This is a genomic window from Dactylosporangium sp. NPDC051541 (assembly GCF_044454505.1).
Taxonomy (GTDB): domain Bacteria; phylum Actinomycetota; class Actinomycetes; order Mycobacteriales; family Micromonosporaceae; genus Dactylosporangium.
Genome location: NZ_JBITDU010000002.1, coordinates 1,108,178 through 1,133,522 on the forward strand (window position 1 = coordinate 1,108,178; position 25,345 = coordinate 1,133,522).

At 73.2% G+C, this 25,345-nt stretch carries 16 protein-coding genes; 6 read left to right on the plus strand and 10 right to left on the minus strand.

Annotated elements, in window-relative coordinates:
- The first annotated feature begins 8 nt into the window (after nucleotides 1-8).
- Nucleotides 9-503: a hypothetical protein gene (locus ACIA8L_RS12755; protein ID WP_395903609.1), complete on the plus strand. Its 495-nt coding sequence runs from the start codon at nucleotides 9-11 to the stop codon at nucleotides 501-503.
- On the opposite strand, the gene ACIA8L_RS12760 is transcribed toward ACIA8L_RS12755, so the two are convergent.
- The 7 genes from ACIA8L_RS12760 to ACIA8L_RS12790 form a co-directional block, all read right to left on the minus strand.
- Nucleotides 484-924: a hypothetical protein gene (locus ACIA8L_RS12760; RefSeq protein WP_395903612.1), complete on the minus strand. Its 441-nt coding sequence runs from the start codon at nucleotides 922-924 to the stop codon at nucleotides 484-486. The two genes, ACIA8L_RS12755 and ACIA8L_RS12760, sit on opposite strands and share 20 nt — an antisense overlap.
- Nucleotides 921-1,847 (minus strand): carbohydrate ABC transporter permease, encoded by a 927-nt coding sequence (locus ACIA8L_RS12765; RefSeq protein ID WP_395903615.1) that lies wholly within the window; start codon nucleotides 1,845-1,847, stop codon nucleotides 921-923. The genes ACIA8L_RS12760 and ACIA8L_RS12765 overlap by 4 nt, the downstream gene beginning before the upstream one ends.
- Nucleotides 1,844-2,743: a carbohydrate ABC transporter permease gene (locus tag ACIA8L_RS12770; RefSeq protein WP_395903617.1), complete on the minus strand. Its 900-nt coding sequence runs from the start codon at nucleotides 2,741-2,743 to the stop codon at nucleotides 1,844-1,846. The genes ACIA8L_RS12765 and ACIA8L_RS12770 overlap by 4 nt, the downstream gene beginning before the upstream one ends.
- Nucleotides 2,740-4,107: an ABC transporter substrate-binding protein gene (locus ACIA8L_RS12775; RefSeq protein WP_395903620.1), complete on the minus strand. Its 1,368-nt coding sequence runs from the start codon at nucleotides 4,105-4,107 to the stop codon at nucleotides 2,740-2,742. Before ACIA8L_RS12775 ends, ACIA8L_RS12770 begins: the two co-directional genes overlap by 4 nt.
- Before the next feature lie 76 nt (nucleotides 4,108-4,183).
- Entirely contained in the window at nucleotides 4,184-5,452 is a 1,269-nt protein-coding gene (locus ACIA8L_RS12780; RefSeq protein WP_395903622.1) for an MFS transporter, read from the minus strand.
- 100 nt (nucleotides 5,453-5,552) lie between these two features.
- On the minus strand, nucleotides 5,553-7,172 hold the full coding sequence (locus tag ACIA8L_RS12785) for an AMP-binding protein (protein ID WP_395903624.1): 1,620 nt from the start codon (nucleotides 7,170-7,172) through the stop codon (nucleotides 5,553-5,555).
- 68 nt (nucleotides 7,173-7,240) lie between these two features.
- A complete protein-coding gene (locus ACIA8L_RS12790; RefSeq protein ID WP_395903626.1) occupies nucleotides 7,241-10,351 on the minus strand; it encodes a tetratricopeptide repeat protein in 3,111 nt (1,036 codons plus the stop codon).
- Nucleotides 10,352-10,458: 107 nt separating this feature from the next.
- On the opposite strand from ACIA8L_RS12790, the gene ACIA8L_RS12795 reads away from it, so the two are divergent.
- Complete coding sequence (locus tag ACIA8L_RS12795) at nucleotides 10,459-11,076, plus strand: SGNH/GDSL hydrolase family protein (RefSeq protein ID WP_395904206.1); 618 nt, start codon at nucleotides 10,459-10,461, stop codon at nucleotides 11,074-11,076.
- 90 nt (nucleotides 11,077-11,166) lie between these two features.
- Here the strand turns inward: ACIA8L_RS12795 and ACIA8L_RS12800 are convergent, their stop codons facing one another.
- The gene (locus tag ACIA8L_RS12800; protein ID WP_395904208.1) at nucleotides 11,167-13,488 is read right to left on the minus strand and encodes a non-reducing end alpha-L-arabinofuranosidase family hydrolase; all 2,322 of its coding nucleotides are present in this window, start codon (nucleotides 13,486-13,488) and stop codon (nucleotides 11,167-11,169) included.
- 636 nt (nucleotides 13,489-14,124) lie between these two features.
- Between ACIA8L_RS12800 and ACIA8L_RS12805 the strand changes: the two genes are divergently transcribed.
- The 4 genes from ACIA8L_RS12805 (at nucleotide 14,125) to ACIA8L_RS12820 (ending at nucleotide 23,420) form a co-directional block, all read left to right on the plus strand.
- A complete protein-coding gene (locus ACIA8L_RS12805; protein ID WP_395903628.1) occupies nucleotides 14,125-15,621 on the plus strand; it encodes an SMP-30/gluconolactonase/LRE family protein in 1,497 nt (498 codons plus the stop codon).
- A gap of 17 nt (nucleotides 15,622-15,638) precedes the next feature.
- Nucleotides 15,639-17,681: a PQQ-dependent sugar dehydrogenase gene (locus tag ACIA8L_RS12810; RefSeq protein ID WP_395903630.1), complete on the plus strand. Its 2,043-nt coding sequence runs from the start codon at nucleotides 15,639-15,641 to the stop codon at nucleotides 17,679-17,681.
- A gap of 67 nt (nucleotides 17,682-17,748) precedes the next feature.
- Nucleotides 17,749-20,631, plus strand: a complete 2,883-nt coding sequence (locus ACIA8L_RS12815; RefSeq protein ID WP_395903632.1) for a hypothetical protein — start codon at nucleotides 17,749-17,751, stop codon at nucleotides 20,629-20,631.
- Entirely contained in the window at nucleotides 20,628-23,420 is a 2,793-nt protein-coding gene (locus ACIA8L_RS12820; protein WP_395903634.1) for a hypothetical protein, read from the plus strand. Before ACIA8L_RS12815 ends, ACIA8L_RS12820 begins: the two co-directional genes overlap by 4 nt.
- 24 nt (nucleotides 23,421-23,444) lie before the next feature.
- Here the strand turns inward: ACIA8L_RS12820 and ACIA8L_RS12825 are convergent, their stop codons facing one another.
- Both ACIA8L_RS12825 and ACIA8L_RS12830 read right to left on the minus strand, forming a co-directional pair.
- On the minus strand, nucleotides 23,445-24,200 hold the full coding sequence (locus tag ACIA8L_RS12825; RefSeq protein ID WP_395903636.1) for an SDR family oxidoreductase: 756 nt from the start codon (nucleotides 24,198-24,200) through the stop codon (nucleotides 23,445-23,447).
- Entirely contained in the window at nucleotides 24,197-25,222 is a 1,026-nt protein-coding gene (locus ACIA8L_RS12830; RefSeq protein WP_395903639.1) for a zinc-binding dehydrogenase, read from the minus strand. The genes ACIA8L_RS12825 and ACIA8L_RS12830 overlap by 4 nt, the downstream gene beginning before the upstream one ends.
- Between the last annotated feature and the right edge of the window lie 123 nt (nucleotides 25,223-25,345).

Genomic DNA, 25,345 nt, shown 5'->3' on the forward strand with positions numbered 1-25,345 from the left:
CCGACAGCATGTACGAACCGCCCACCAGTGCGATACCCACCTCATCGGCGCCGGTCGCGCCCCGCCGGTCGCGGCGGACGCTGATCGCCGGTGCGGTCGCCGCGGTGCTGCTGCTCGGCCTGATCGGCAACGGCGTCGCCGTCGTCGCCGTGCGCGGCCGGCTGCAATCCCAGACGACCCGGCTCGACGCCGACCTGGTGGCCAAGCACAAAGCGCAGGCCGCGGCCAAGGATGCGCTGCAGGCCCGGTTCCAGCAGGCCGACCTGCCCAGGAAACTGCAGACCGTCCGCGACCGTACGACGGCCGAGTCCGACGCGCTCTACGCGTGGGGCACGGGCGGCCAGCCGCTCAGCGGGCTCAAGACGATCCGCGAGGCCCGCAACGCCTGCCAGGCGGCCGTCATCGACTACGACGCGACGGCCGCGCAGTTCCCGGCCGAGCTGCTGGTCGGCCTGCCGGACCGGATCAACCTGAGCGACAAGGCTACGGACTGCGGCCGGTGAACAGCCGGGCCCGGTCGGCGCGGGCGGCGGCGTTGTCGGTGTCGTGGCCGCAGTCGTACTCGCACCACTCCTTCGGCGCGGCGGCCGCCTCGTACAGGGCGACCGCCTCCGACCGCAGCACGGCGTCGTCGCGAACGCCGTACTGGAACAGCAGCCGGCGGCGGCCGGGCACCGCGACGTAGCCGACCGGTTCGAAGCGGCGCAGCCGGCGCAGATAGTCCTCGGTCGCCGGCAGCAGCACGGTGACGCCCTGCCGTGCGAGGTCCCGGGCCTCGTCCAGGAAGAACCGCCGGCCGTCCGCCGTCCCGCCGTGCGAGATGATGACGGCCGCGTCGCCGGGCTCGGCCGGGACGACCAGCGTGGCCAGGCATCGCCCGCCCGTGCCGTTGTCGAACGTGATCGTCCGGGCCGCGCCGGTCACCCCTTGCGGCCCTGGGTGGCGACGCCCTCGATGAAGTACCGCTGCCCGAAGCTGAACAGCAACAGCATCGGGATCGTCACGAGCAGCGAGGCCACCATGACGTACTGGTAGTCACCGTGGCCGCCGGCCGTGGGGCTGTACTTCGTCATGGCGTAGGCGATCCCGAGCGGGGCGGTGAAGCCTTCGACGGTACCGCCATTGAGGTAGATCAACGCACCCTGGAAGTTGTTCCACGCGGCTTGGAACTCGAACAGGAACACGATGACGAACGACGGGATCGACAGCGGCATGGCGATGCGCCAGAACAGCTGCCAGTAGCTCGCCCCGTCCATGCGGGCCGCCTCGAACAGTTCTCGGGGCAGGCTGAGGAAGAACTGCCGCTGCAGGAAGATGTAGAACGCGGAGCCGAACAGGTTGGCCCCGAACAGCGGCACCCAGGTGCCGAGCAGGCCCGTCTCCCGCCAGATGAGATACGTCGGGATCATCGTGACCGACCCCGGCAGCATCATCGTGGCGAGCACCAGCCCGAACAGCAGGTTGCGGCCCGGGAAGCGGAAGTAGGCGAACCCGAACGCGACCACCGAGCTGGAGATGGACACGGCCGCGGCCGCGAGCAGCGAGATGGAGACGCTGTTGACGACCCAGTGCAGCAGCGGCAGCTCGTTCCAGATCTGGACGTAGTTGTCCCAGCGCCAGGTGTGCGGGATCAGCGAATTGTCGAAGACCTGCCCGGCCGGCTTCAGACTGGCCGCCAGCAGCCACACCAGCGGATACAGGAACAGCGCCGCGAACCCGGCGAGCAGCAGGGTCATGGCGATTCGGGGCAGGGTCCAGCGCCGGCGATCGGCCCGCGCGGAGGTCGCGGGCCCGATCGACGGCCGGGTCGCCGCGACGGGGAGGGGGCTGGGCCGGGTGGTCGTCATCGCCGCGACCCCTCGTAGTAGACGAACCGGTTGCCGACCTTGACCTGAATGAACGTCAGGATCATCAGGATGACGAACAGCAGCCACGCCATGGCGGCCGCGAAGCCGAAGTTGAACTGCCGGAACGCCTCCTGGAACAGGTAGACCGCGTAGAACAGCGACGCGTCGGGCGCGGCATTGTTCTGATCCCGCCAGAACAGCAGATACGCCTGGTCGAACACCTGGAACGCCGCGATGGTCAGGATGATGACGTTGAAGAACATCGCCCCGGAAATCATCGGCAGCGTGATGGAGAAGAACCGCCGCACCGGGCCGGCCCCGTCCAGCGAGGCCACCTCATACAGGTCGCGCGGCACATTCTTGAGCGCGGCGAGAAAGATGACCATCGTCCCGCTGACCGTCCACAGTGTCATGATGACCACCGACGGCTTGAGCCAGGCCGGGTCGACCAGCCACTGCGGCCCGTCGATCCCGATCAGCCGCAGGCCCTGGTTGATCGCGCCGACGTTGCCGTTGAGCAGCAGCAGAAAGACCGAGGCGGTCGCCACCGTCGGCGTCATTTTCGGCAGGTAGTAGACCGTCCGGAAGAATCCGGCCCCGCGGCCGACCCGGTCCAGCAACACCGCCAACAGCAAGGCAAAGCAAATTTCCGCGGGTACTGCCAACAGTGCGTAGAACAGCGTGTTGCTCAGCGACGTGGCCACTTTCGGGTCGTCGAGCAGCGCCTGATAGTTCGCGATGCCCGCCGGTTTGATGACGTCGGTCGCCAGGTTGTAGTGGCTGAAGGAGATGACGAGGCTGTAGATCATGGCACCGAGGGTGAAGACGAGAAAGCCGGCGATCCACGGTGCGATGAACAGGTAGCCCGCCAGAGCCTCACGGCGCTGGTATTTCATCCGACGACGTTCTTGTACGCGTTCATCGATGCCGCCTGCGCGTCCTCGAGCGCCTTCTGCACCGTCTTGGTGCCCAGCAGCGCCGCGGTGACGGCGTTGAGCGTCTCCTGCTTGATCTGCTGCCCGGCGGGCGACGCGCCGGCGCTCTTGCCGGTGGCCACGATGTCGTAGTAGGTGCCGATCACCTGGTCGAAGCCGGCGTTGCCGCTGGGGGTGATGTACTTGTCGCGGATCGCCTTGTCCGCCGCCGGGGAGCCGGTGAACAGGCCGGTGTTGACGGACTGCTTCTCTTTGACCGTCGCCGCGCGGGCGTCGGCGGCCGCGTTCCAGGCGCCGTCCTCGGTGAGGGCCAGGGCCCACTTGCACGCCGCGGCCGGGTTCTTCGCCTTGGCCGGGATCACGAACGCGGTCCCGCCGGCCTGGGTGACGGGCTGGCCGTCCTTGCCGCGGAACGGTACCGCCCCCAGCTTCACCTGGTCCTTGTACGGCGACAGGACGTTGGGGTACCACTGCGCGTCGACTTCCGCGGCGACCTGGTTCTTCACGAACTGGTTCTTGTCGCCGAACACGTCGAAGGAGTCGGTGAGGCTCTTGTACTTCGCGTAGCCGCCCTGCGCGTCGACGATCTTCTTGAGCAGCTCGATCGCGGCCGCGTTGGCCGGGTCGGTCAGCGTCGGCTTGCCGTCCGCGTCGGCCACCTTGCCGCCCATCGCGACGAGCCACAGCGGGATCTGCCCGGTCGCCTGCGGGTTGAAGCCGAGCGTGGCCGGCACGTCCCCGTTCGCCTTGTACAGCTTGGCGATGGCGGCGATGAGCTGGTCCGGCTTCGACGTGTCGATGTCGGCGTCCGTGACGCCGGCGGTCTCCATCAGGGTCCGGTTCAGCAGGATCGCCGCCGGCTGGTAGAACTGCGGCACCGCCCAGACCTGGCTCTTGTACGTGACGTCGGCGACGACGTTGGGATACCATCGCTGCTTGGCGTCGACGGTGTTGGCCGCGAGGCACTTGTCCAGCGGCAGCACCAGGTTCTGGGCGGCGTAGGTGACGACCAGTTCGCGGTCCATCTGCACGACGTCCGGGACGTTGCCGCTGGCCAGTCGGGTGGTGAACTTCTGCGCGTCGAACCCGGTCTGATCCATCTCGATCTTGACGTCGCCGAGCTGCTGGGCGGCGTAGCCGATGCGCGCCTTGCCGACGTCGTCGGCGTTGTTGAAGCCCCACGCACTGAGCGTGCCGGTGGCCTTCGCGCCAAAGTCAACAGCGTCGGCGGTACCGCTGCCGCCGCCGGACGATCCGCACGCGGTCGTCGCGGCCAGCACCGTCGCGACGCCGACGGTGGCGATGACCAAGCGCCTGTATGTCATGAGGGGGGTCCTTTCGACAACGCCTTACACACGCCCCGTGGCCTGCGGGTCCCGCTCATACCCACGCTCATCCTGATCAACCAACGCTACTCTGCGTGATCGATGGACTCCACGGCGGCAACTGCTCGACGTCCCGGGCGTCGCGCAGCGCCCGCCGGACCGGCAGGGCGGCGCACGCGATGATGCCGCCGGCCAGCCACAGGGTCGGCCGCAGCCCGGCGTACTGGCCAAGCCCGCCGCCGAGCAGCGCCCCCAGCGGGAACATCCCCATCATCAGGAACCGCATCGTCGCGTTGACCCGGCCGAGCAGGTGCTCGGGGCACAGCCGCTGGCGCAGGCTGACGTTGCTGATGGCGTAGACGATCTGCCCGAACTCCCCCGCCGCCGCGCCGATCACCAGCAGCACGACGGGCCATCCGGGGCGGGCGAGCGGGCCGAGCAGCCCCACCGGCCCGGTCACGGCCAGGGACAGCCAGACGATCCGGGCCGAACCGACACGCCGGGCCAGGCGCGGCGTCGCGGCCGCCCCGGCGATGACGGTCAGCGAGCTCAGCGCCAGCACGATGCCGATGCCGGTCGGCGACAGCCCGACGGTGCGGACCATGAACAGGACCGTGACGGCGGAGGCCACCGCGAACGCGAAGTTGCTGGCGGCGCTGGTGACCGCGGTGGCCCGCAGCACCGGGGTCCGGACGACGAACGCCAGGCCCTCCTTGATGTCGGCCCACAGCCGCGGCCGGACCGGCCGGGCCGGCCGGGCGGGCTCGCGGGTGGTGATCGCCAGCAGTGACCCGGCGGAGACGGCGTAGGTGACGGCCTGGATCACCACGACAGGCACGGCCCCGGCGACGGTGACGAGCCAGCCGCCGAGGCCCGGCCCGGCGACCTGGCCGGTGGCGCGGACGGTCTCCATCGCCGAGTTGCCCGCCAGCAGCCCGCCCGGGCCGACGACCGACGGCAGGTAGCTCTGGTAGGCGACGTCGAAGAACACCCGCGCGAAGCCGGCCAGCAGCGACACGACGATCAGGTATGGGATGCTCAACCAGCCGAGCAGGGCGGCGACGGGGATGGCGGCCATGAGCACCGCCCGGCTCAGGTCGGCGGCGACGAGGACGGGCCGGCGGGGCCACCGGTCGACCCACGCACCGGCGGGCAGCCCGATGAGCGCGAACGCGACGGTCCCCGACGCCGTGACGAGCCCGAGTGCGAACGGTGAGGCGTGCAGCGTCAGGACCGCGAGCAGCGGGATCGCCACGCCGCTGACCTGCGCACCGAACTGGCTGGTGGTCTGGCCGAGCAGCAGGAGCCGGAAGTCGCGCTGCCGCAGGGCGTTTCGTCGGGACATTGGAGCCTCCGCTGGGACGGTGGGTGCGAACGCCCGCCCGCCCCGGCTCCACGAAACGCTGCTCGGGGGTGGGTAATGTTATAGCCGGTCAGAGCGGCCGTCAACCGGACAGCTCGGCGACGGCCCGGGCCCGCATCTCGACCTTGCGGACCTTGCCGGTCACCGTCAGCGGAAACTCCTCGACGATCTTCAGGTAGCGCGGGATCTTGTAGGTGGCGAGCCGGCCGTGGCAGAAGGCGCGCAACGCCTCGACGGTCGGCGCCGTGGCCCCCGGGCGCAGCGTCACCCAGGCCATGACCTCCTCGCCGTAGCGGGCGTCGGGGACGCCGATCACCTGCGCGTCGAGGATGTCGGGGTGGGTGTGCAGGAACTCCTCGACCTCGCGCGGGTAGATGTTCTCGCCGCCCCGGATGACCAGGTCCTTGATCCGCCCGACGATGCTCACGTAGCCGCCGTGGTCCATGACGGCCAGGTCGCCGGTGTGCATCCAGCGGGCGTTGTCGACGACCTCCGCGGTCTGCTCGGGCTGGCGCCAATAGCCGAGCATGACCGAGTAGCCGCGGGTGCAGAACTCGCCGGGCTCGCCGCGCGGCACCGTGAGCCCGGTGGCCGGGTCCACGATCTTCACCTCGACGTGGGGCAGCGCGGTGCCCACTGTGGACACCCGCCGGTCGAGGTCGTCGTCGGTGCGGCTCTGCGTCGCGACCGGCGACGTCTCGGTCATGCCGTAGCAGATGGTGACCTCGGCCATGCCCATCTCGGCGATGACGCGCTGCATCACCTCGACCGGGCACGGCGAGCCGGCCATCACGCCGGTCCGCAGGCTGGACAGGTCGTAGCCGGCGAACCCCGGGTCGGCGAGCTCGGCGATGAACATCGTCGGCACGCCGTAGAGCACGGTGCACCGCTCCTGCTGCACCGCGGCGAGCGTGGCGGCCGGCTCGAAGGCCACGGCCGGGATGACGACGCACGCGCCGTGGGTGAGGGCGGCCAGGTTGCCCAGGACGCTGCCGAAGCAGTGGTAGAACGGCACCGGCACGCACACCCGGTCGTGCGCCGTCCAGCGCTGGCGCCGCGCGACGAAGTGCCCGTTGTTGAGGATGTTGTGATGCGACAGCGTCGCGCCCTTGGGAAACCCCGTCGTCCCGGAGGTGTACTGGATGTTGACCGGATCGTCGCACGACAGCTCGCGCTCCCGGCCCTCGAGCCGCTCCCCCGGTCCGCCATCGCCGCTGCGCAGCAGCCGCGTCCAGCCGGCCGTGTCGAAATAGACGACGGTCGCCAGGTCCGGGCAGTCGGGGTGCGCCTCCTCCACCATGGCCCGGTAGTCGTGGCCGCGGAACGACTCGGCCGCGATGAGCACCCCGACGCCCGCCTGCCGCAGCACATGCCGCAGCTCATGCGTCCGATACGCGGGGTTGACGGTCACCAGGATCGCCCCGACCCGGGCGGTGGCGTACTGCACGAGGACCCACTCGGGCCGGTTCGGCGCCCAGATCCCGACCCGATCACCGCGCTCCACCCCGATCGCCAGCAGCGCGCGGGCGAGCTCGTCGACGTCCGCGTCCAGCCGCGCGTAGGTCCACCGCCGCCCACTGGGCCGGTCGACGAGGGCCTCGCGGCCGCCGTGCTCCGCCGCGGCCCGCCGCAGCGCGCCCCCGATCGTCTCGCCGAGCAGCGGCTCACTGGCCACACCGTGTGCATAGGAAAGGTTCCGCATCACGTCACAGTGCGGCGGGCGGGCGGCCGTAAACCTTGGACAAACCTTGGATCCGGCACCGCGAGCCATTACAGCGCACCCAGATCCGCGGCGACCTCCGCGGCCTCGGCCGCGCTGATCCGTTGCAGGATGTCGAGCGCCTCCCGCAGCTGCGCCTTCGCCGCCCGCCGCCGCCCGCGGGCAACCGCGCAGCGTCCGATGCCGGCGAGCGACTGGGCCTGGTCCCACGGGCTGGGGACGCCCCGGGCCAGCTCCAGGGCCTGGCGATGCGCGGTGGCGGCCCGCTCGACGAAGCCGTTGAGGCGATACACGGCGCCGAGCTCGTTGAGCACCATGGCCTCACCGCTGCGGTTGCCGATACCGCGGTTCAGCTCCAACGCCTCGTCCAGCGCCGGTTCGGCCCCCGCCCGGTCACCGGCACGGCGAAGCGCACCCCCGAGGTACAGCAGCGCCGTCGACTGCCCCACGACGTGCTCCAGCTCGCGATGCCGCTCCAGCGCCGCCCGCAGCGTCCCGATGGCGCCGGCGTGGTCGCCGAGCCCGGTGGCGACCCGCCCGAGATCGGTGAGCGTGAGCGCCTGCCCGAGCCGCCCGCCGAGCTCCCGGTAGAGCCCCAGCGCCTCCTCGAGACATGCCCGCGCCCCCGCGAAGTCGCCGACCCGCCCGTGCGCGATCCCCAGGATCCGCAGCGCGTACGCCTGCCCGGGCACGTCGCCCAGCTCCCGGTACAACCGCAGCGCCTTGCCCAGGAGCTCCTGCGCCCCGAGGAAGTCCGACATCATCCCCTGCGCGACGGCGAGCTCGACCAGGGCGCCGGCCTCACCGTGCACATCATCGCGCCGGCGGTACTGCACGAGCGCCCGCTGCACCACCGCGGCCGCCCCGGTGTAGTCGGCGGCCCGGGCCAGCGCCTTGCCGAGCCCGGTCAGCGCATTCGCCTCCCCCAGCGGGCTCCCGGCCGCCCGGTAGCGCTCGAGGGCCAGCCGGCAGTCCCGCGCCGCCCCCTCGTAGTCACCGCCCAGCCGCCGGATCGTGGCCACGTCGACGAGCGCGCCGGCGTGCTCGACCCCGCCCTCGAGCCCCTCGGCCGCCACCACCGCGGCCTCGTGCAGGGTGAGCGCCTCGGTCCACGGGCCGTCGCGGCGCAGCAGCTCGGTCAGCCCGGCGGTGAGCGCGACGGTCCGGGCCGGATCACCGGCGACGGCGGCCAGACACGCGCGGAGGTTCGCGCGCTCGGTCCGCAGCCACCGTAAGGCATCCCCGGCGTCGACGAACCCCGGCTCGTCCGGTCCCGGATTGCCCGGTCCCGGATCGTGCGCCCGCGCGGCCGGCCGGCTCCGGCGGGTCAGGTGGGCGTCGGCCCGGGCCGCGGTCCGCTGGTACAGCCCGATCAGCCGCTCCAGGGCCCCCGCGCGCTCCTCGGCCGGGTCGGTGGCGGCGAGCGCGGCCGCGTAGGAGCGGATCAGGTCGTGCATCGCGTAGCGGTGGTAGCCGACCTCGGTGAGCAGGCTGTCGGCGTGCAACGCGTCGAGCTGCCCGGCCGCCTCCGCGCGCGAGATCCCGGCGAGGGCGGCCGCCGCGTAGGGCTCCAGCTCCGTCCCGGGATGCCCGGCCAGCCGCCGGAAGATCCGCCGCCGCTCGTCGGGCAGGTGCCGGTATGACAGCCCGAACGCGGCCGCGACGCTGGCGTGCTCGGCGGCGACGTCGAGCAGCCGGGTCCGGGTCTCGCGCAGCAGGTCGTCGACCGTCCAGCCGCGGTGCCGGCTCAGCACCCGGGCCAGCAGCGACACCGCGAGGGGCAGCCGGCCGCAGGCCGCGACCAGCTCGGCGACCGGCCCGGGCGGCGCGTCGGCGTGCGGGGCGAGGCGCCGGAACATCCGCTCGGCCTCGTCGGCGGCGAGCACGTCCAGCGGCACCGGCACCGCGTCGACGGGCAGGTCGCCCAGGAACCGGCGGCTGGTGACGAGCACGAGGCACCCGCCGGAGCCGGGCAGCAGCGGCGCCACCTGCCCGCTGTCGGCGGCGTTGTCGAGCACGAGCAGCACCCGCCGCCCGGCGAGCCGGGCCCGCCACAGCGCCGAGCGGGCCTCGGTGCCGGCCGGCAGCCGCCGCGGGTCCACACCGTCGGCGGCGAGGAGGGTGCCGAGCACGTCGCCGGGGTCGGCGGGCGGCTGCCCGGCGGTGTGCGCGTGCAGGTCGACGAAGACGTGCCCGTGCGGGTAGGCGTCGCGCAGCCGGTGGGCGACGTGCACGGCGAGGACGGTCTTGCCGACGCCGGGCATGCCGCTGATCGCGTGCACGACGGGCCGCCGCCCGTCTCCACCGGCGGCCGCGGTGAGCTGCTCGATCTCCCGCGCCCGCCCGGTGAACGCCCCCGTGTCGGCCGGCAGCGCCCCGCCCCGAGCGGCCGTGGCCGGGACGGCCGGCAGCGCGCCACCCCGGCCGGCCGCGGCGGTGGTGACCTCAGGCGCTCCGGCCCGCAGCAGTCCCGCGTGCAGCGCGCGCAGCCGCGGACCGGGCTCGGCGCCGAGCTCGTCGACCAGGTGCCGGCGGACGGCGGCGAAGCACTCGAGCGCCTCCGCCGTGCGGCCGGCCGTTTGCAGCGCCTCGATGAGCAGCGCGGCGAGGGGCTCGACCAACGGGTGCCGGGCCTGCAGCGCGCGGAGGGTGTCGAGGACCTCGCCGGGCCGGCCCTCGCGCACGTGCGCGGCCGCCCAGGTGAGGACGACATCAAGGTACCGTTGCAGCGTCTGTTGTCTGGTCAGGCTCACCCAGGTGCCCGAAAGCCCGCCGAGGACCGGCTCCCGCCAGATCGCCATCGCCTCCGCGGCGTGCCCGGCCCCGGCCCGGGCCAGGCGGTTGAAGCGCAACAGGTCCACATCGTCGGAGTCGATGCTCAGGACATAGCCGGTGGTACCGCGATGCAGGCGGATCCGGCCGCCCGTGCCGCCCAGTGCCCGGCGCAGCCGCGTGATGTAGCTGTAGAGCCCGCTGCGCACCCCGTCGGGCGGCTCGTCGTCCCACACCCGATCGATGAGGGTCTCCACCGGCACCGGCCGCCCGGCGTCGACCGCGAGGGCGGCGAGCACGGTGCGCTGGCGGGCCGGGCCGAGCGGCACGTCGTGCCCATCGACCCGCAACTCCACCGGCCCCAGCAGCCGCAGCACCACCTCGCGCATGCCAGGGACAGTACGCCCGGACGCCCGCCCGCCGTTTTCGCTCGGCCGTCAGATCGACGCAAGGTTTTCATCCAGTCGCACTGCGTAACTTCACCGCCGTGAAGCCGATGACCCAACTCGACGACCCGTTCTGCCTCGCCCTCGACCCCGCCCGGGCACTGCTGGCGGGCGCACCGTGGCGGCGGCTGGTGGTGCTGGGCGACAGCATCGCCGCCCACCCCGGCGACCCGGTGCCCGGCTACTCGCGCCTGACCTGGGCCGAGCAGCTGACCGCGGCACTGCGCCCCACCCTGTACCGCAACCTCGGCGTCGTCGGCGCCCGCGCGGCCGAGGTCCGGGCCGCGCAGCTGCCGGTGGCCTTGGCGTTCGCCCCGGACCTGGCGGTCGTCGCGGCCGGCGCCAACGACGCCTTCCGCCGCTCGTTCACCCCCGACCCGGTGACGGGCGACCTGGAGCACCTGATGGGCGCGCTGCACCGGGGTGGCGCGCTGGTCGTCACCTTCGGCTGCTTCGACGTGGGCCACACCGACCGGCTGCGCGCGCTCAACGACCTCACCGCGGCCATCGCCCACCGCCACGGCGGCCTGCACCTGGACTTCGGCGACCACCCGGCCCAGGCGACGGGCGTCTTCGGCGACGACGGTCTGCACATCAACGCCCGCGGCCACGCCGTCGTCGCCGCCGCCCTCGTCCGCGCCCTGGCCGCCCGGGTGAGCAGGTCATGATCCGCTCACCCGGGGACGCGACCGCGGCGGCCCGGCGCAGGCCTTCCACGAGGCCGCCCACGCGTGGGCCGCCGCGGTGCGCGCATACGGTCAACGTTGCAGCGTCAGCACACCCGGCCGCCACGGCAGCAGGTTGTAGTCGCCGCCGGCGCTGGGGTTCTTGCCCTGGTACAGCAGCTGCAGGTTGCACGGGTCGACGGTCTTGGTCTGATCGGGGTTGCTGCGGACCAGGTCGCCGTGGCTGATGTCGTTGGTCCAGCTCGCGCCGCTGTTGGCCTTGCCGGCGAACGGGTTGGACTCCGTGGCGGCGTTCGGGGTCCAGGAGCCGCTCAGGCTCGAGGACGTGAACGAACGGAAGTAGCGGCCGTTCGCCCCGATCGCCTCGACGATCATCAGGTACTGGTTCTGGTTCTGGACCTTGTAGACCTCGACCGCCTCGAACAGGTTGTACTGCGAGTCGCTCATGATCGTCGTGTAGCTGGAGCCGAAGCTGCCGGGGAAGTTGCCGATCGGCATGCTCGCCCGGTAGATGTTGCCGTTGTCACCGGCGAAGAACAGGTACATGTTCTGGCCGTCGCCGATGAGCGTCTGGTCGATGACGCCGGTGCCGGAGCCGGAGATGCTGCCGGTGAACAGGGCCTGGGGCGAGGACCAGCCGTTGGGGTTGGTGGGGTCACTGGACGTCTTGTAGTTGAAGGCGTTCGGGCCCCACTGGTAGGCCAGCACCCAGATGTTCTTGGGCGCGAAGTAGAACAGCGTCGGCGCCACCGTGCCCTGGCTCATCCCGGTCTGCGTGGCCGAACCCATGTCGGACCAGTTGGTGAAGGTGCTGAAGGCCATCGAGCCGTACTGCCCGCTGCCGTTGACGTTCGACGCGTAGACCAGGTGCTTGCCGTTGTAGACGACGTTGGTGAAGTCCTTCAGCGACACCCAGCCGTTGGCCGGGCTGGCCAGCGCGCCCGTCGACGACCAGCGGTACGACGTCGGCAGCGAGCACGTGCCGCCCGGCGACTGCGACGGGGACTGCGACGGCGAGGACGGCGGCGGCGACGTGGGGCCGCCGAGCGAGACGAGCCGGAACTGCTGGTTGGCCTGGCCGTGGCAGTCGTAGATCTGGACCTGCTGGCCGTTGCCGGTGCCCCACACGTCGAGGCAGCGCCCGGACTGCACGCCGCTGATGGTGCCGCCGCTGTTGACGTTCCACTGCTGGTTGGCGCCGCCGTTGCAGTCCCAGATGATGACGCCCGTGCCGTTGGCCGTCGCCGCGCCGTTGGCGTCGAGGCACTTGTTGCCGTACACCCGCAGCTCTTTGCTTGTTGTGTAGGTCCATTGCTGTTGGCTCTGGCCGTTGCAGTCGTAGAGCTGGACCCGGGTGCCGTTGGCCTGGGTCGCGTTGGGCACGTCGACGCACCGGCCCGACTGCGACCCCACGATCTCGTTCGCGCCGCTGGGCGTGCCGGTCGAGCCGCCCGTCGGTGACGTGGTCGGGTTCGCGGCGTTGAGGGCGTTGAGGACCGAGGTGTAGGCGGCCTTCTTGTTGCCACTGCCGTCGAACAGCAGCGGGTTCTCGCTGGAGCGCCACGAGTCGCTGTCGCGCACCCCCCACACCGTGATGCCGACGCAGCGCGGCACGTTCATGCAGGCCTGGGTCAGCCCGGCGTACTGGTTGGTGGCGGCGTTGGTCACGTCGACCTCGGTCAGCGCCACGTCGACACCGAGCGCCGCGAAGCTCGACAGCGTGGTCTGGAAGTTGGACGGCAGCGAGCTGCCGCCGGTGAAGTGGGTCTGCAGCCCGACGCAGTCGATCGGGACGCCACGCGATTTGAAGTCCTGGATCATCCGGTACACGCCCTGCGTCTTGGCGTACGACCAGTTCTCGATGTTGTAGTCGTTGTAGCAGAGCTTGACCGACGGGTCCGCGTTGCGGGCGGTCCGGAAGGCGACCTCGATCCAGTCGTTGCCGGTCTGCTGCAGGTTGGAGTTGCGGCGGCTGCCGTCCTCGTTGAACGCCTCGTTGACGACGTCCCAGTAGGCCAGCTTGCCCTTGTAATGGCCCACCACGCCGTTGATGTGGTCGATCATCGCCTGGCGCAGGTTGGAGCCGGACAGGCTCTGCATCCAGCCGGGCTGCTGCCCGTGCCAGGCCAGGGTGTGCCCGCGGACCTTCAGGCCGCGCTGGGTCGCCCAGTTGTAGATCTGGTCACCGGAGTTGAAGTTGAACTGCCCCCGCTGCGGCTCGGTCGCGTCGGGCTTCATCTCGTTCTCGGCCGTGATCATGTTGAACTCACGCCCGGCGATCGTGGTGTAGGTCGAGTCGCCGAGCCGGCCGGCCGCGATCGCCGTGCCGAAGTATCGGCCGGACTGCGCGGCCGCCGCACCGAGCGTGCTCGCGGCCGCGTTCGCCGACGGCATCAGCACGGCGGCCGCGACCACCACCACGACACCGACCGCGCCGGCGATCAGCGCGCGGACGGCAAGTGATCGCTTCCGCCTGGTCCCACCGGGGCGGGCGGGGGGATGTTCAGCCACGTTGGCCTCCAGATTTCCGGTAAACGTCCGATCGCGAGAGCGCTCACATCGCCCGTCGATGGCGGCGCCGAGCCAAACGTTCGCACCCAGAATCGGGAGGCTGCCAGACCACTGCGAAACATTCAAGTGGACCGACGTCTCACACTCGCCGTAAGTCCGCCGAAAATAGACATTCTCCCAGCTAGCGACGCCTGCCGCGAAACCGGCCGCATTCTCCCCGACGCGCAATTTTCAAATGGAAGACCGAACTCGCCGGGCATTCATAACGGTTTTTGCGTGCCAATTTCGGCCGCCTTCTACGCCACGAATCGAAGGCCGGACGACCACCACTCCAGCCGGCCTTCCGGGCGAAACTTTCACTCATTGAACCGCAAGTTTCGATGCACCACCGGTGCCGTTCCAGGCGGAATGCCCGGTCGGCACGGTTTGCTCGCTCCGCTGCGATTGACCGCTTCCTCCACCCGAACCAGACTCGCCAATCGACGCACATCGACCTGTCAACATCCGCGAAGGAGCACCATGAGCAGCGCGATCACGGGACGGAGGGGCCGCCGGCGGCCGGGAGTGGTGGTGCTCGGCGCCCTGGCCGCGGTGACGGTGCTGGCCGGCGTGGTGCTGGCGACCCGGGCCCCCGCCCAGGCCGCGACCATCGAGCCGGGCCAGACCGCGCCGATCGTCGGCGTCCAGTCGGGACGGTGCCTCGACGTGAGCGGGGTCAGCACCGCCAACGGGGCCGCGACGCAGCTCTGGGACTGCACCGGCGGCACCAACCAGCGGTGGACCTACACGGCCGGGCGGCAGCTGACCGTCTACGGCAACAAGTGCCTGGACGCCTACGGGCACGGCACCACCAACGGCACCGCGGTGGTGATCTGGGACTGCAACGGCCAGACCAACCAGCAGTGGAGCGTCAACGCCGACGGCACCGTCACCGGCGCGCAGTCGGGGCTGTGCCTGGCCGCCCGCAACGCCGGCACCGCCGGCGGCACCAGGGTCGTGCTGTGGACCTGCGGCGGCGGCACCGACCAGCGGTGGAGCTCGCCCGGGACGACGAACCCGACCTCCAGCCCGCCGGCGAGCCCGGCCGGCCCATCCGCCAGCCCATCGGCCGGCCCGTCGGCACCGGCGTGCTCCTCGCCGACCGGCCCGCTGCCGTCGCCGTCGATGACGGCCACCCTGCTGCGCGGCGGCTTCGCCTTCACCGAGGGCCCGACCTGGGTGGCCAACCCCGGCTACCTGCTCTTCTCCGACCTGCAGAGCGCCACCGGGGCCCAGGGCGTGCAGCCGTCGAACATCTGGCGCTACACCCCGCAGTCGACCTTCGAGCAGTTCATCCCCAACGCCGGCAGCAACGGCCTGGCGGTCACCGCCGACGGCACCCGGATCATCGCCGCGACCCACGACCAGCGCAGCGTCTCGGCCTTCAACCTCGCCGACCGCTCGCGCACGACGATCGCCGGTCAGTACAACGGCCAGCTCTTCAACTCTCCCAACGACCTCACCGTCGCCGCCGACGGCACCGTCTACTTCACCGACCCGAACTACCAGCGGGGCAACCGGCCCGACGCCATGGGCGGCATGACCGGCGTCTTCCGCGTCCGCAACGGCCAGGTCGAGCTGGTCGACGGCGGCCTGCGCCAGCCCAACGGGATCGCCCTGTCCCCGGACGGCCGGACCCTGTACGTCGCCGCCATGGGCACGAACCAGATCGTCAGGTACTCCATCGGCACCGACGGCACCATCGGCCCGCGCAGCGTCTTCACGTCGATGAACGGGCCGGACGGGGTGACGATCGACTGCGCCGGAAACCTGTACTGGGCGTCGAACGCCGAGGGCACGATCCACGTCTACGCCCCGAGCGGCACGCAGCTGGGCCTCATCACCGTCGGGCGCAGCACGACCAACGCGGCGTTCGGCGGGCCTGACGGCCGGACCCTGTTCATCACCTCCGGCACCCCGTCCTCGGGCGCCGGCCTCTACAGCGTGCGCCTCAACCTGCCCGGCAACCCGTACTGATCCTGGAGGAGACACTCATGCCAGCACGTCGGCGCGCGGCCGCGGTCGCGCTCCTGATGGCGGCGGCCGCCGCCGTGGTGACCGGCCCGCCGGACGCGTCCGCGGCCACCGGGGTGGCGATCACCGGTGTCACCTCCCACCGCTGCCTGGGCGTCACCGGCAGCAGCGGCACGTCCGGCAGCCAGGTCCAGATCCGTGACTGCACCGGGGCGGCGAACCAGGCGTGGCAGACCACCGCGGCCGGCGAGCTGCGGCTGTTCGACGGCACCCGCTGCCTCGACGCGGCGGGCCACGGCACGCAGTCCGGCACGCAGGTGCAGATCTACACCTGCCACGGCGGGGCCAACCAGCGGTGGCGCATCAGCGGCACCACCATCGTCGGCGTCGAGTCCGGCCTCTGCCTCGACACCCGCGGCGGCGCCACCGCCAACGGCACACCGGCGAACCTGCAGACCTGCGCCGGCCGCGGCACCCAGCAGTGGAGCGTCGGCAGCGCCGACACCCAACCGCCGGCACCGCCGTCGAACCCGCGGGTCAGCGACCTCACCTGCGACTCGGTGACCTTCGCCTGGGCCGCCGCCACCGACAACGTCGGGGTCGCCTCCTACGACGTGTATCACGACGGGCAGCTGATGACCTCGGTCAGCGGGGCGACGCTGGCGGTGGATCTCACGGTCACGCCCGGTGTCACCTGGGGTCTGTACGTCAACGCCCGGGACGCGGCCGGCAACGTGTCACAGGCCAGCGCGACCGTGCCGATCACGCCGCCGCAGTGCCAGGCCGACAACCAGCCACCCACCGCGCCGACCGGCCTGACCGCGTCGGCCGCCGGCACGACCGTCACCCTCGGCTGGACCGCCGCGACCGACAACGTCGGCGTCGCCGGCTACGACGTGTACCGCAACGGCGCCAAGGTCGCCACGGTCAAGAGCGCCGTGACGTTCACCGACAGCGGCCTCGCCGCCAACACCGCCTACACCTACTCCGTGGTGGCCCGCGACGCCCAGGGCAACACGTCCGGCCCGAGCGGCACCGCGACCGTCCGGACCGGCGCCGGCTGCACGAACCCGGTGTGCGGCGTCACCCAGGTCACCACCGAGCTCGACCTCCCGTGGGGCCTGCTGACACTCCCCGACGGCACCGTCCTCTACACCCGCCGGGACCTCTTCGACATCGTCCACCTCGACCCGGCCACCGGCACCAAGACGTCGATCGGCACCGTGCCCGGCGTGGCCGGCACCGACGGCGAGGGCGGCGTGCTCGGCATCGAGATCGCGCCGACGTTCGCCACCGACCACTGGCTGTACATCTTCCACACCACCACCACCGACAACCGCATCGTGCGGATGAAGGTGGAGAACGACCGGCTGGTCCCCGCCACCGAGCAGGTCCTGCTGACCGGCATCCTGCGCAACAAGTACCACAACGGCGGCCGGCTGCGCTTCGGCCCCGACGGCAAGCTCTACGCCAGCACCGGCGACGCGCAGAACGGCGACAACGCCCAGAAGACCGACGGGCTCAACGGCAAGGTGCTGCGCATCAACCCGGACGGCTCCGTCCCGGCCGACAACCCGTTCGGCAACGCGGTGTGGAGCTACGGCCACCGCAACCCGCAGGGCCTGGCCTTCGACGCCCAGGGGCGGCTGTGGGAGCAGGAGTTCGGCAACAGCGTCATGGACGAGACCAACCTCATCGTCCGCGGCGGCAACTACGGGTGGCCGGCCTGCGAGGGGACCACCGGCAGCTGCGCCACCGCCGGGTACATCGCCCCCAAGGCGACCTACCCCGTGGCGCAGGGCTCGTGCAGCGGCATCGCCACCGTCGGTGACGCGCTGTACATCGCCTGTGAGCGCGGCACCCGCATGTACCGCTCGGTCATCACCGGCGACGGTGCCCTGACCGGGCAGCAGCAGTACTTCGTGGGGACCTACGGCCGGCTGCGCACGATCGAGCCGGCGCCGGACGGCGGGCTGTGGCTCACCACCTCCAACGCCGGTGACAAGGACAGCGTCCCGAACAACAGCAACGAGAAGATCCTGCACGTGGCCCTCGGCGGATAGCGGCCGCCGCAAGGGATTGCCGCCGGCCCGATTCTCCATACACTGATCCGGTGAATCGGGCCAGCGCATGCTCGCGCTGATCTGGGGCGCGATCGTCGCCCGCCGCGCGGTGTCCACCGGGATGTTCCTGCTCGCCGCGCTCGTCAGCACCGGGCTCAGCCTCGCGCCCTGGTATCTGGCGCGGGCGGTCGACACCGCCGCCACGGCGCGGATCGCGGCCGCCACCCCGGCCGAGCGGACCGTCTCCGCGACCGGCACCGTCTCGGTCGACCTGGCCGGTGAGACGGTCGTGCAGACGTTCGCCGCCTCCGCACGGCGGGCCCTGGCACTGCCGGTCACCGGGCAGGCGCTCGGCGTCGACGTCGGTGCGACGGTCACCGCCGGGGAACGACAACTGCAAATGCCGCTGCGGTACCGCGAAGCCCTGTGCGACAACGCCATCGTCGACGGGTCCTGCCCCCAGGCGACCGGCGAGGTGGTCCTCAGCGGGTCGAGCGCCGAGCGGCTCGGCGTGCACGTCGGCGATCGCCTCGAGGTGCGGACCGGGCCGGGCGCGCCACCGCGTCCCCTGCGGCTGGTCGGCGTCTACCGGCCGGCCGACCCGCTGTCGTGGTACTGGACCGCCGCCGACGACGCCGCCTGGACGACGTTCGGCACGGTCGCCGCCGCCGCCACCACGGTCCGCGCCACCTTCGACGCGCTGCTCAGTCCGCCGGTGTTCAGCCGCGGCGGCGAGCTCGCGGCCGCGGTCGACCGGATGCGTCGCGTGCCGCTGCAGGTGGATACGGCCGCAGTGGCGCTGGCGGACCGGATCGCCACCGACCGGCAGGTGCTGGAGCGGGGCGTGCTCCTCGCCGCGGCCCAGCTGGCCGTCATCGGCTGGCTCGCGATGGCGGTCGCCGCCCGCTACGCCGCCGAGGCCCGCCGGTTCGACGCCGCCCAGCTCGCGCTGCGCGGCGCCCGGCGCTGGCGGTTGCTCGTGGCCACCAGCGGACAGACCGGAGTCCCGCTCGCCGCCGGGGCGCTCGCGGGCGCGGTCGCCGGGGTGCTCGCCGACGGCCCGGCCCGCCTGCCGATCGCCGCCGGTGTGCTGGCCGCGGCCCTGTTCAGCGCGGCCCTGGCCGACTGGCGGACCACCGGGCTGCCGGTCGAGCGGCTCCTGCGCGCCGCCGCACCGCGACCGCCGCGGCTCGGCACCGCCGTGGTCGAGGTGTGCGTGCTCGGGCTGGCCGGGGCCAGCGTCTACCAGAGCCTGGTCGCCCGCGGCGCGATCGGCGTGCAGCTGCTCGCGCCGGGCCTGCTGGCGGCGTCGGCCGCGATCCTCGTCGGCCGGCTGCTGGTGCCGGCGGCCACGGCCGTGGGCCGTTCGGCGCTCGTCAACGGGCGGGTCGCGGCCGGTTTCGGCGCGCTGCTGCTGGCCCGGCGCTCATCGGCGTACCGGATGCTGCCCCTGCTCACCGCGGCCGGCTGCCTCCTCGCGGTCGCCGCCCAGCAGTGGGCCGAGGCGGGCCACGCCCGGCACGAGCGGTCCGCGGTCGAGGTCGGCGGCGAGCGGGTCCTCACCGTCGCCGGGGGCGACCGGGTCCGCCTGCTCAACGCGGTCCGCGCCGCCGACCCGGGCGGACGGCAGGCCATGGCCGTCGTCGCCGGTACCGGACCGGGCGGCGAGCCGATGCTCGCCGTCGACTCGCCGCGGCTGCCGTATGTGCTGGCCGGCCCGGCCCCGCTCGACACCGGCCGGCTGCGACCGCCGGCCCCGCCACCGATCACCTTCTCCGGCACCGGCCTCACGGTGACCGCCGCCGCACCGACCGGTGGCGACCTGCCCGACGCCGGCGCCACCCCGCCGACCGGGCCGCCGGTGTTGCTGGCCACCCTGGTCGTCACCGCCACCGGCGCCCCGGTGACGGCCCGGTTCACCCCGATCGACGGCGGGTCCGCCACGGCCGTCGCGAACGTGCCCGACTGCCGCTCCGGCTGCCGGCTGGTCTCGTTCGAACTCGCCGGCGGGCGCGCGGTCGAGCTGCGACAGCTCGACGCCGACGGCCGCACCGTGATCACCCCGGCGGTCTTCGCCGACCCCGGCCGCTGGCGCACCGGCGCCGGCAACATCGCCGCGACCATCAGCATGCGCGCGTACGACGGGCGGCTCGCCCTCGCCGCCGTCACACCGGGCCTGTCGAAGCTGCCGGCCGACGGGCGGCTCTACGTCGTCGACGCGCCCGTACCGCTCCCGGCGGCGGTGGCCGGTCGGCGGCCCGCGGCCGATCAGCGGGGCACCGCGACGATCGAATTGTCCGGTGGGCGGGCGGTGCCGGTCGAGCCGATCGCCGCGCCGCTGCTGCCGGGGATCGGCGCCCGCGGCGTCCTGGTCGACCTCGAGTACGCCGACCGGATCGCCGGTGGCGCCCCGCGGGCCGAGCGGCAGCAGGTCTGGCTCGCCCCCGGCGCCCCCGCCGACGTGGTCGACCGGCTCCGCGCGGCCGGGCTGACCATCGCCGGCGAGGATTCGCTCAGCGCCGCCGACGCGCGCCAGGACCGGTCCGGACCGGCCGCCGCGGCCCGCTACGGCCTGCTGATGAGCGTCCTGGGGCTGCTGGCCGCCGCGATCGCCCTGCTGGTCATCGGGGCCGTGCAGCGCCGGGCCCGGGGCGAGGAGTTCGTGGCGCTGCGCCGGCAGGGCGTGCCGGCCGCGGCCCTGCGCGCCGCCGGGCGCTGGGCGGCACTGGCGCCGATCCTGCTGGCCGCGCTGACCGCCGCGCTGGCCGCGGCCGCGGCCCGGGCGATCGCCCACCCGCCGATACCCGTGTACATCGATGCCTGGCCCGGGCCGTCCGGCAACCCCGGCGTGGCCGTGATCGCGCTCCTGGCCGCGACGGCGGCCGTCGCCGCGCTCTTCGCCGGGTGCGCGCTGGCACCGCAGTACCGCAGCGGGGGGCGGCGGCCATGACGGCGTTGCTGCTGGGGATGCTGCGCGCCCGGCGGGGCCAGGCCCTGGCGCTGTGGCTCCTCGCCGTGCTGGCCACGGCGGCGGCGGTGGCGGCACCGATCTACCTCACCGCCATCGACCGGGCGGTGGTCGCCGGCGAGGCCCGCCACGCCGGCGGCGCCGAGCGCACGATCTGGGTGTCGTCGCCGGTGGAGCGGGCGTCCGGCGGCGCCGTGCCCGACGAGTTCGAGCGCCTCGCCGCCGAGAAGGTCCAGCTCGACGGGTTCATCACCGTCTTCAGCACCGAGTTCCTCGCCATGCCGGCCGACCGGGACCGGGCCGGCAGCGATCAGGTGCGCCGCGTCGCCTTCCGTGAGGACCTGTGCGCGCAGGTCCTCGTCGTGGCCGGGCGCTGCCTGATGGGCGGCGGTGAGACCGTCCTGAGCGAGGCGGCCGCCAAGCGGCTCGGGCTCGCCGTCGGCGATCGGGTGAACAACGTGGCCGCCACCTTCGACAGCGCGAGCAACGTGTTCATCCCGGCCGGGGACGCGTGGACGATGACGGTGGTCGGGCTGGTCCGGCCGCGCGACCCGGCCGACCTCTACTGGGGCCACGCCAACCGCAGCGACCAGGACTACCAGAACGATCCGATGTACGTCGCGCGCAACACCCTCGCCGGCATCGACCACCCGCGCGAGCTGCAATCCTTCGAGGCCCGGGCGACCGACGGCGCGATCACCGTCGAGCGGCTGCCCGCATTGCGCGCGTGGCTGGCCGGGACCGCCGAGAGCGACGAGACCGGCCGGATCAGTGTCAGTACCGCCCTGCCGGACCTGCTCGACCGCATCGACCGCAGCCGCGAACAGGCCCACGAGGTCATCCCGCTGGCCGCGATCCCGGTGGTCGTGCTCGCCTGGGCGGTGATCCTGCTCGCGGTGGCCAACATGGCCCGGGCGCACCGCTACGAGTACGGTGTCGTCGCGCTGCGCGGGGTGCCCAGGCGGGTCCTGTGGTGGCTCGCGGCCGGCGGGACGCTGCTCGCGGTGCTCGCCGGCGCCCCGGTCGGTGTGCTGCTGGGCCGGCTGGTCGTCGGCGCGGCCGCGCCCGCCCCGGCCCGCCTGGACCAGTCGGTGCTGCCATACGCCGGCGTCGCCGTCCTCGGGGCGCTGCTCGCCGGTCTCGTCGTGCAGCTGCGCACGGTCAGCACGCCGGTCGGTGCGCTCCTGCGCGAGGTGGACCGCGGCGCCACCCGGACCCGGACGCTGCTGCTGGAGACCGTGTTCGTCCTGGTCGCCGGGGCCGCGATCGCCCAGCGGCGCACCGGGGTCCTGACCGGGGTCACGCTCGTCGCCCCGGCCCTGGTCATCGCCGCGCTGGCGCTGCTCGCGGCGCGGCTGCTCCGGCCGCTGTCGGCCCGGCTCGCCGCGCGATCCCTGCACCGCGGTGCACTGGTCGCCGCGCTCACGGCGTTCCGGCTGGCCCGGCGCCCGGCCGCGCACCGGCTGCTGGTCCTGCTCGTCGTGGCGTTCGGCTCGTTCAGCTTCGCCGGTCTCGCGACCGTCGTCGGCGACCGCGACGAGCAGGACCGGGCCGAGGTGACGGTCGGTGCGCCGACCGTGCTGTCGATCGGCCCGACCACCCGGGCCGAGCTGCTGCGGGCGACCCGGGTGGCCGACCCGGCGGGCCGCTACGCGATGGCGGCCGTGCCGATTCCGGCCGTGAGCACGATGCTGCCGTCCTCGCTCGCGGTCGACTCGACGCGGCTGGCCGCGGTGGCGTACTGGCCCGCCGGCGACGCCTCCGAACCGGTGGCGGCGCTCGCGGCCCGGCTCCGGCCGGACGCCGGACCCGGCGTGACGCTGACCGGCGCCACCGTCGCGGTCGACGTGACCGCCGTGGACCTCGCGGGCAAGCCGGCGACGCTGACGGGGGTCGTCGCGCCGGCCGGTGCCGTCCAGCGGGTGCCGATCGACTTCGGCTCCCTGTCGCTGGGCCGGCACACCTACACCGCGCCGTCCCCGGCCTGTGCCGCCGGCTGCCGGCTCGTGTCGCTCCAGGTCGGCCTGCCGAGCAACCTCGGCGCGCCCGCCCGCCTCGCCCTGCACACCATCCAGGGGCAGCCGTTCACCGCCGCCTGGCGGATGCCGGCCGGGGCGAGCGCCACCACCGCCGGCGACGCGCTCGAGGTGACGCTGCCGCCGTCCCAGCGCCGGGAGGCCGGCAGCCTCCGGCCGCCGGACGTCCCGGCCGCGCTCACGCTGGTGTCCACCGGCCCGCTGCCGCCCGACGGCGCCTACGCCGCGTTCGACGGGCCGGTCGGCGGCACCGTCGTCGGGCACGCCGACCGGCTGCCCCGGCTGGGCCGGCGCGGCTCGCTGGTGGACCTGGAGGCGGCCGACCGGGCGTCGACCGACTCCGAGCTCACCGGCCTCGGCGAGGTGTGGCTCGCCCGCGACGCCCCGCCGTCGATCGCCGAGGCGCTCACCGCGGCCGGGCTGAGCGTCGTGGGCCGGCGGACCGTCGCCGACGAACGCGCCGTCCTCGGCCGGTCCGGCTCGGCGCTCGCCCTGCGGTTCTTCGTGTTCGCCGGGGCGCTGTCGGCGCTGCTCGGCCTGGCCGGCCTGGCCGTCACGACGATCACCGCGCCGCGCCGGGAGCTGGCCCCGCTGCGCATCCAGGGCCTGCCGGCCCGCGTCACCCGCCGCGTGGAGTGGTGGTTCCTGGCGGCCCTCGTCATGGCCGCGGTACCGATCGGCGCCGGGTGCGCTGTCGTGACGTGGCTGCTGATCGGTACCGCGGGGCCGCAGTGACGCCGGGACGCCACCACCGATCGCTCAGCGGGCCAGCCAGCCGCCGTCGACGGGGATGACCGTCCCGTGCACATACCGGGCGGCGTCGGAGGCGAGGAAGACCACGACGCCCGCGAGGTCGTCCGGGTTTCCCCAGCGCCCGGCCGGAATCCGCTCCAGGATCGAACGGTTGCGTTCCGGATTGTCCCGCAGCGCCCGCGTGTTGTCGGTGGCGATGTAGCCGGGAGCGATCGCGTTGACGTTCACGCCCCGGCCGGCCCACTCGTTGGCCAGGGCCCGGGTGAGACCCGCGAGGCCGGACTTGGCCGCCGCGTAGCCGGGCACCGTCACCCCGCCCTGGAAGCTCAGCATCGACGCGGTGAAGATGATGCGCCCGGCGCCCCGCTCGAGCATGGCCCGGCCGAGCTCACGGGCCAGCACGAACTGGGCGGAGAGATCGACCTCCAGGACGTGGTCCCAGTCCTCGTCGGTGTGCTCGGCCGCCGGGGCGCGCCGGATCGTGCCGGCGTTGTTGACCAGGATGTCGACCGGCCGGTCGCGCAGCCGGGCGGCCAGGTCGCGGACCGCGGACCGGTCGGCCAGGTCGGCACGGTACGGCGTGAACGACCGCCCGTGCGCCGTCACCCGCCGGGCGACCTCGCTGCCGGTGTCCTCCAGGGCGGCGCTCACCCCGATGACGTCGGCGCCGGCCGCGGCGAGCGCCTCGGCCATGGCCAGCCCGATACCGCGCCGGCAACCGGTCACCACGCCGAGCCGGCCGGTCAGGTCGAACGGGCTCATGCGTCGCCTCCGCAGTCGAGGAGCACCTTGACGTCGCCCCCGGCTTCCAGGGCGTGGAACGCCTGCATGACGTCCTCGAGGGCAACGACGCGGGAGATCAGCTCGTCGGCCGGGACCAGCCGCTCGAGCACCAGCCGCGCGGCCTCCTCGTAGTCGTCGCGCCGATACACGCGCACCCCGATCAGCTCCAGCTCGCGCCAGAACACCCGGTGCAGGTCGACCTCGCGCGGCGCGGGGTGGATCGCCACCACCACCAGCCGGCCCCGCACGGCCGCCAGCTCCGTCGCCACGCGCACCCCGGCGGCCGACCCCGACACCTCGAACACGACGTCCGCACCCGCGCCGCCGGTCCAGTCCCGGATGTGTTCGGCCACGTCGACGGCGGCCGGGTCGACCGCCGCCAGCCCGAGCCGCTGGGCCACCGATCGGCGGTGCGGGTCGATCTCGAGCACGGTCACCTCGCCGCCGGCGGCCTGCGCTACCTTGCCGATGAGCAGCCCGACCGGCCCGGCCCCGATGACGACGGCGCGCTCGCCGCGGGCCAGCCGGGACCGCCGGACGTCGTGGACCGCGACGGCGGTCGGCTCGATCAGCGCGGCGTGCCGCAGCGGCAGCCCGGCCGGCAGCGCGACGAGCAGCCGGGACGGGACGGTCCACGAGCGCTGCATCGCGCCGGTGGAGTCGATGCCGACGAAGTTGAGCCGGTGACAGATGTGGGTGTGCCCGGCTCGGCAGGCCGGGCATTCGCCGCACCAGTCCAGCGGCATGACCGTCACCGGGTCGCCGACCGCGTGGCCGTCGACGCCGGCCCCGAGGGCCGCGATCCGGCCCGACATCTCGTGGCCGATCACGGCGGGTGCCCGCACGCGGTGGTCCATCGCACCGTGCAGGATGTGCAGGTCGGTGCCGCAGATACCGGTGTAGGCGACGTCGATGCGGACCTCGCCCGGGCCGGGCGGGGCCGGATCGGCATCGCGGACGGCGAACGTGCGATCCCCGAGGTAGTACGCGGCCCGCGTCATGTGCGCGGCCCGCGGCCGGGCCGCCGGATCGTCGATGTGGGGCTTGGCATTGCCGGTTCCTTTCCGAAGGGTTGGCCGATCCGGCAGACATCAGATGTCTTTATAGTGAGCGCTGGCGGATCG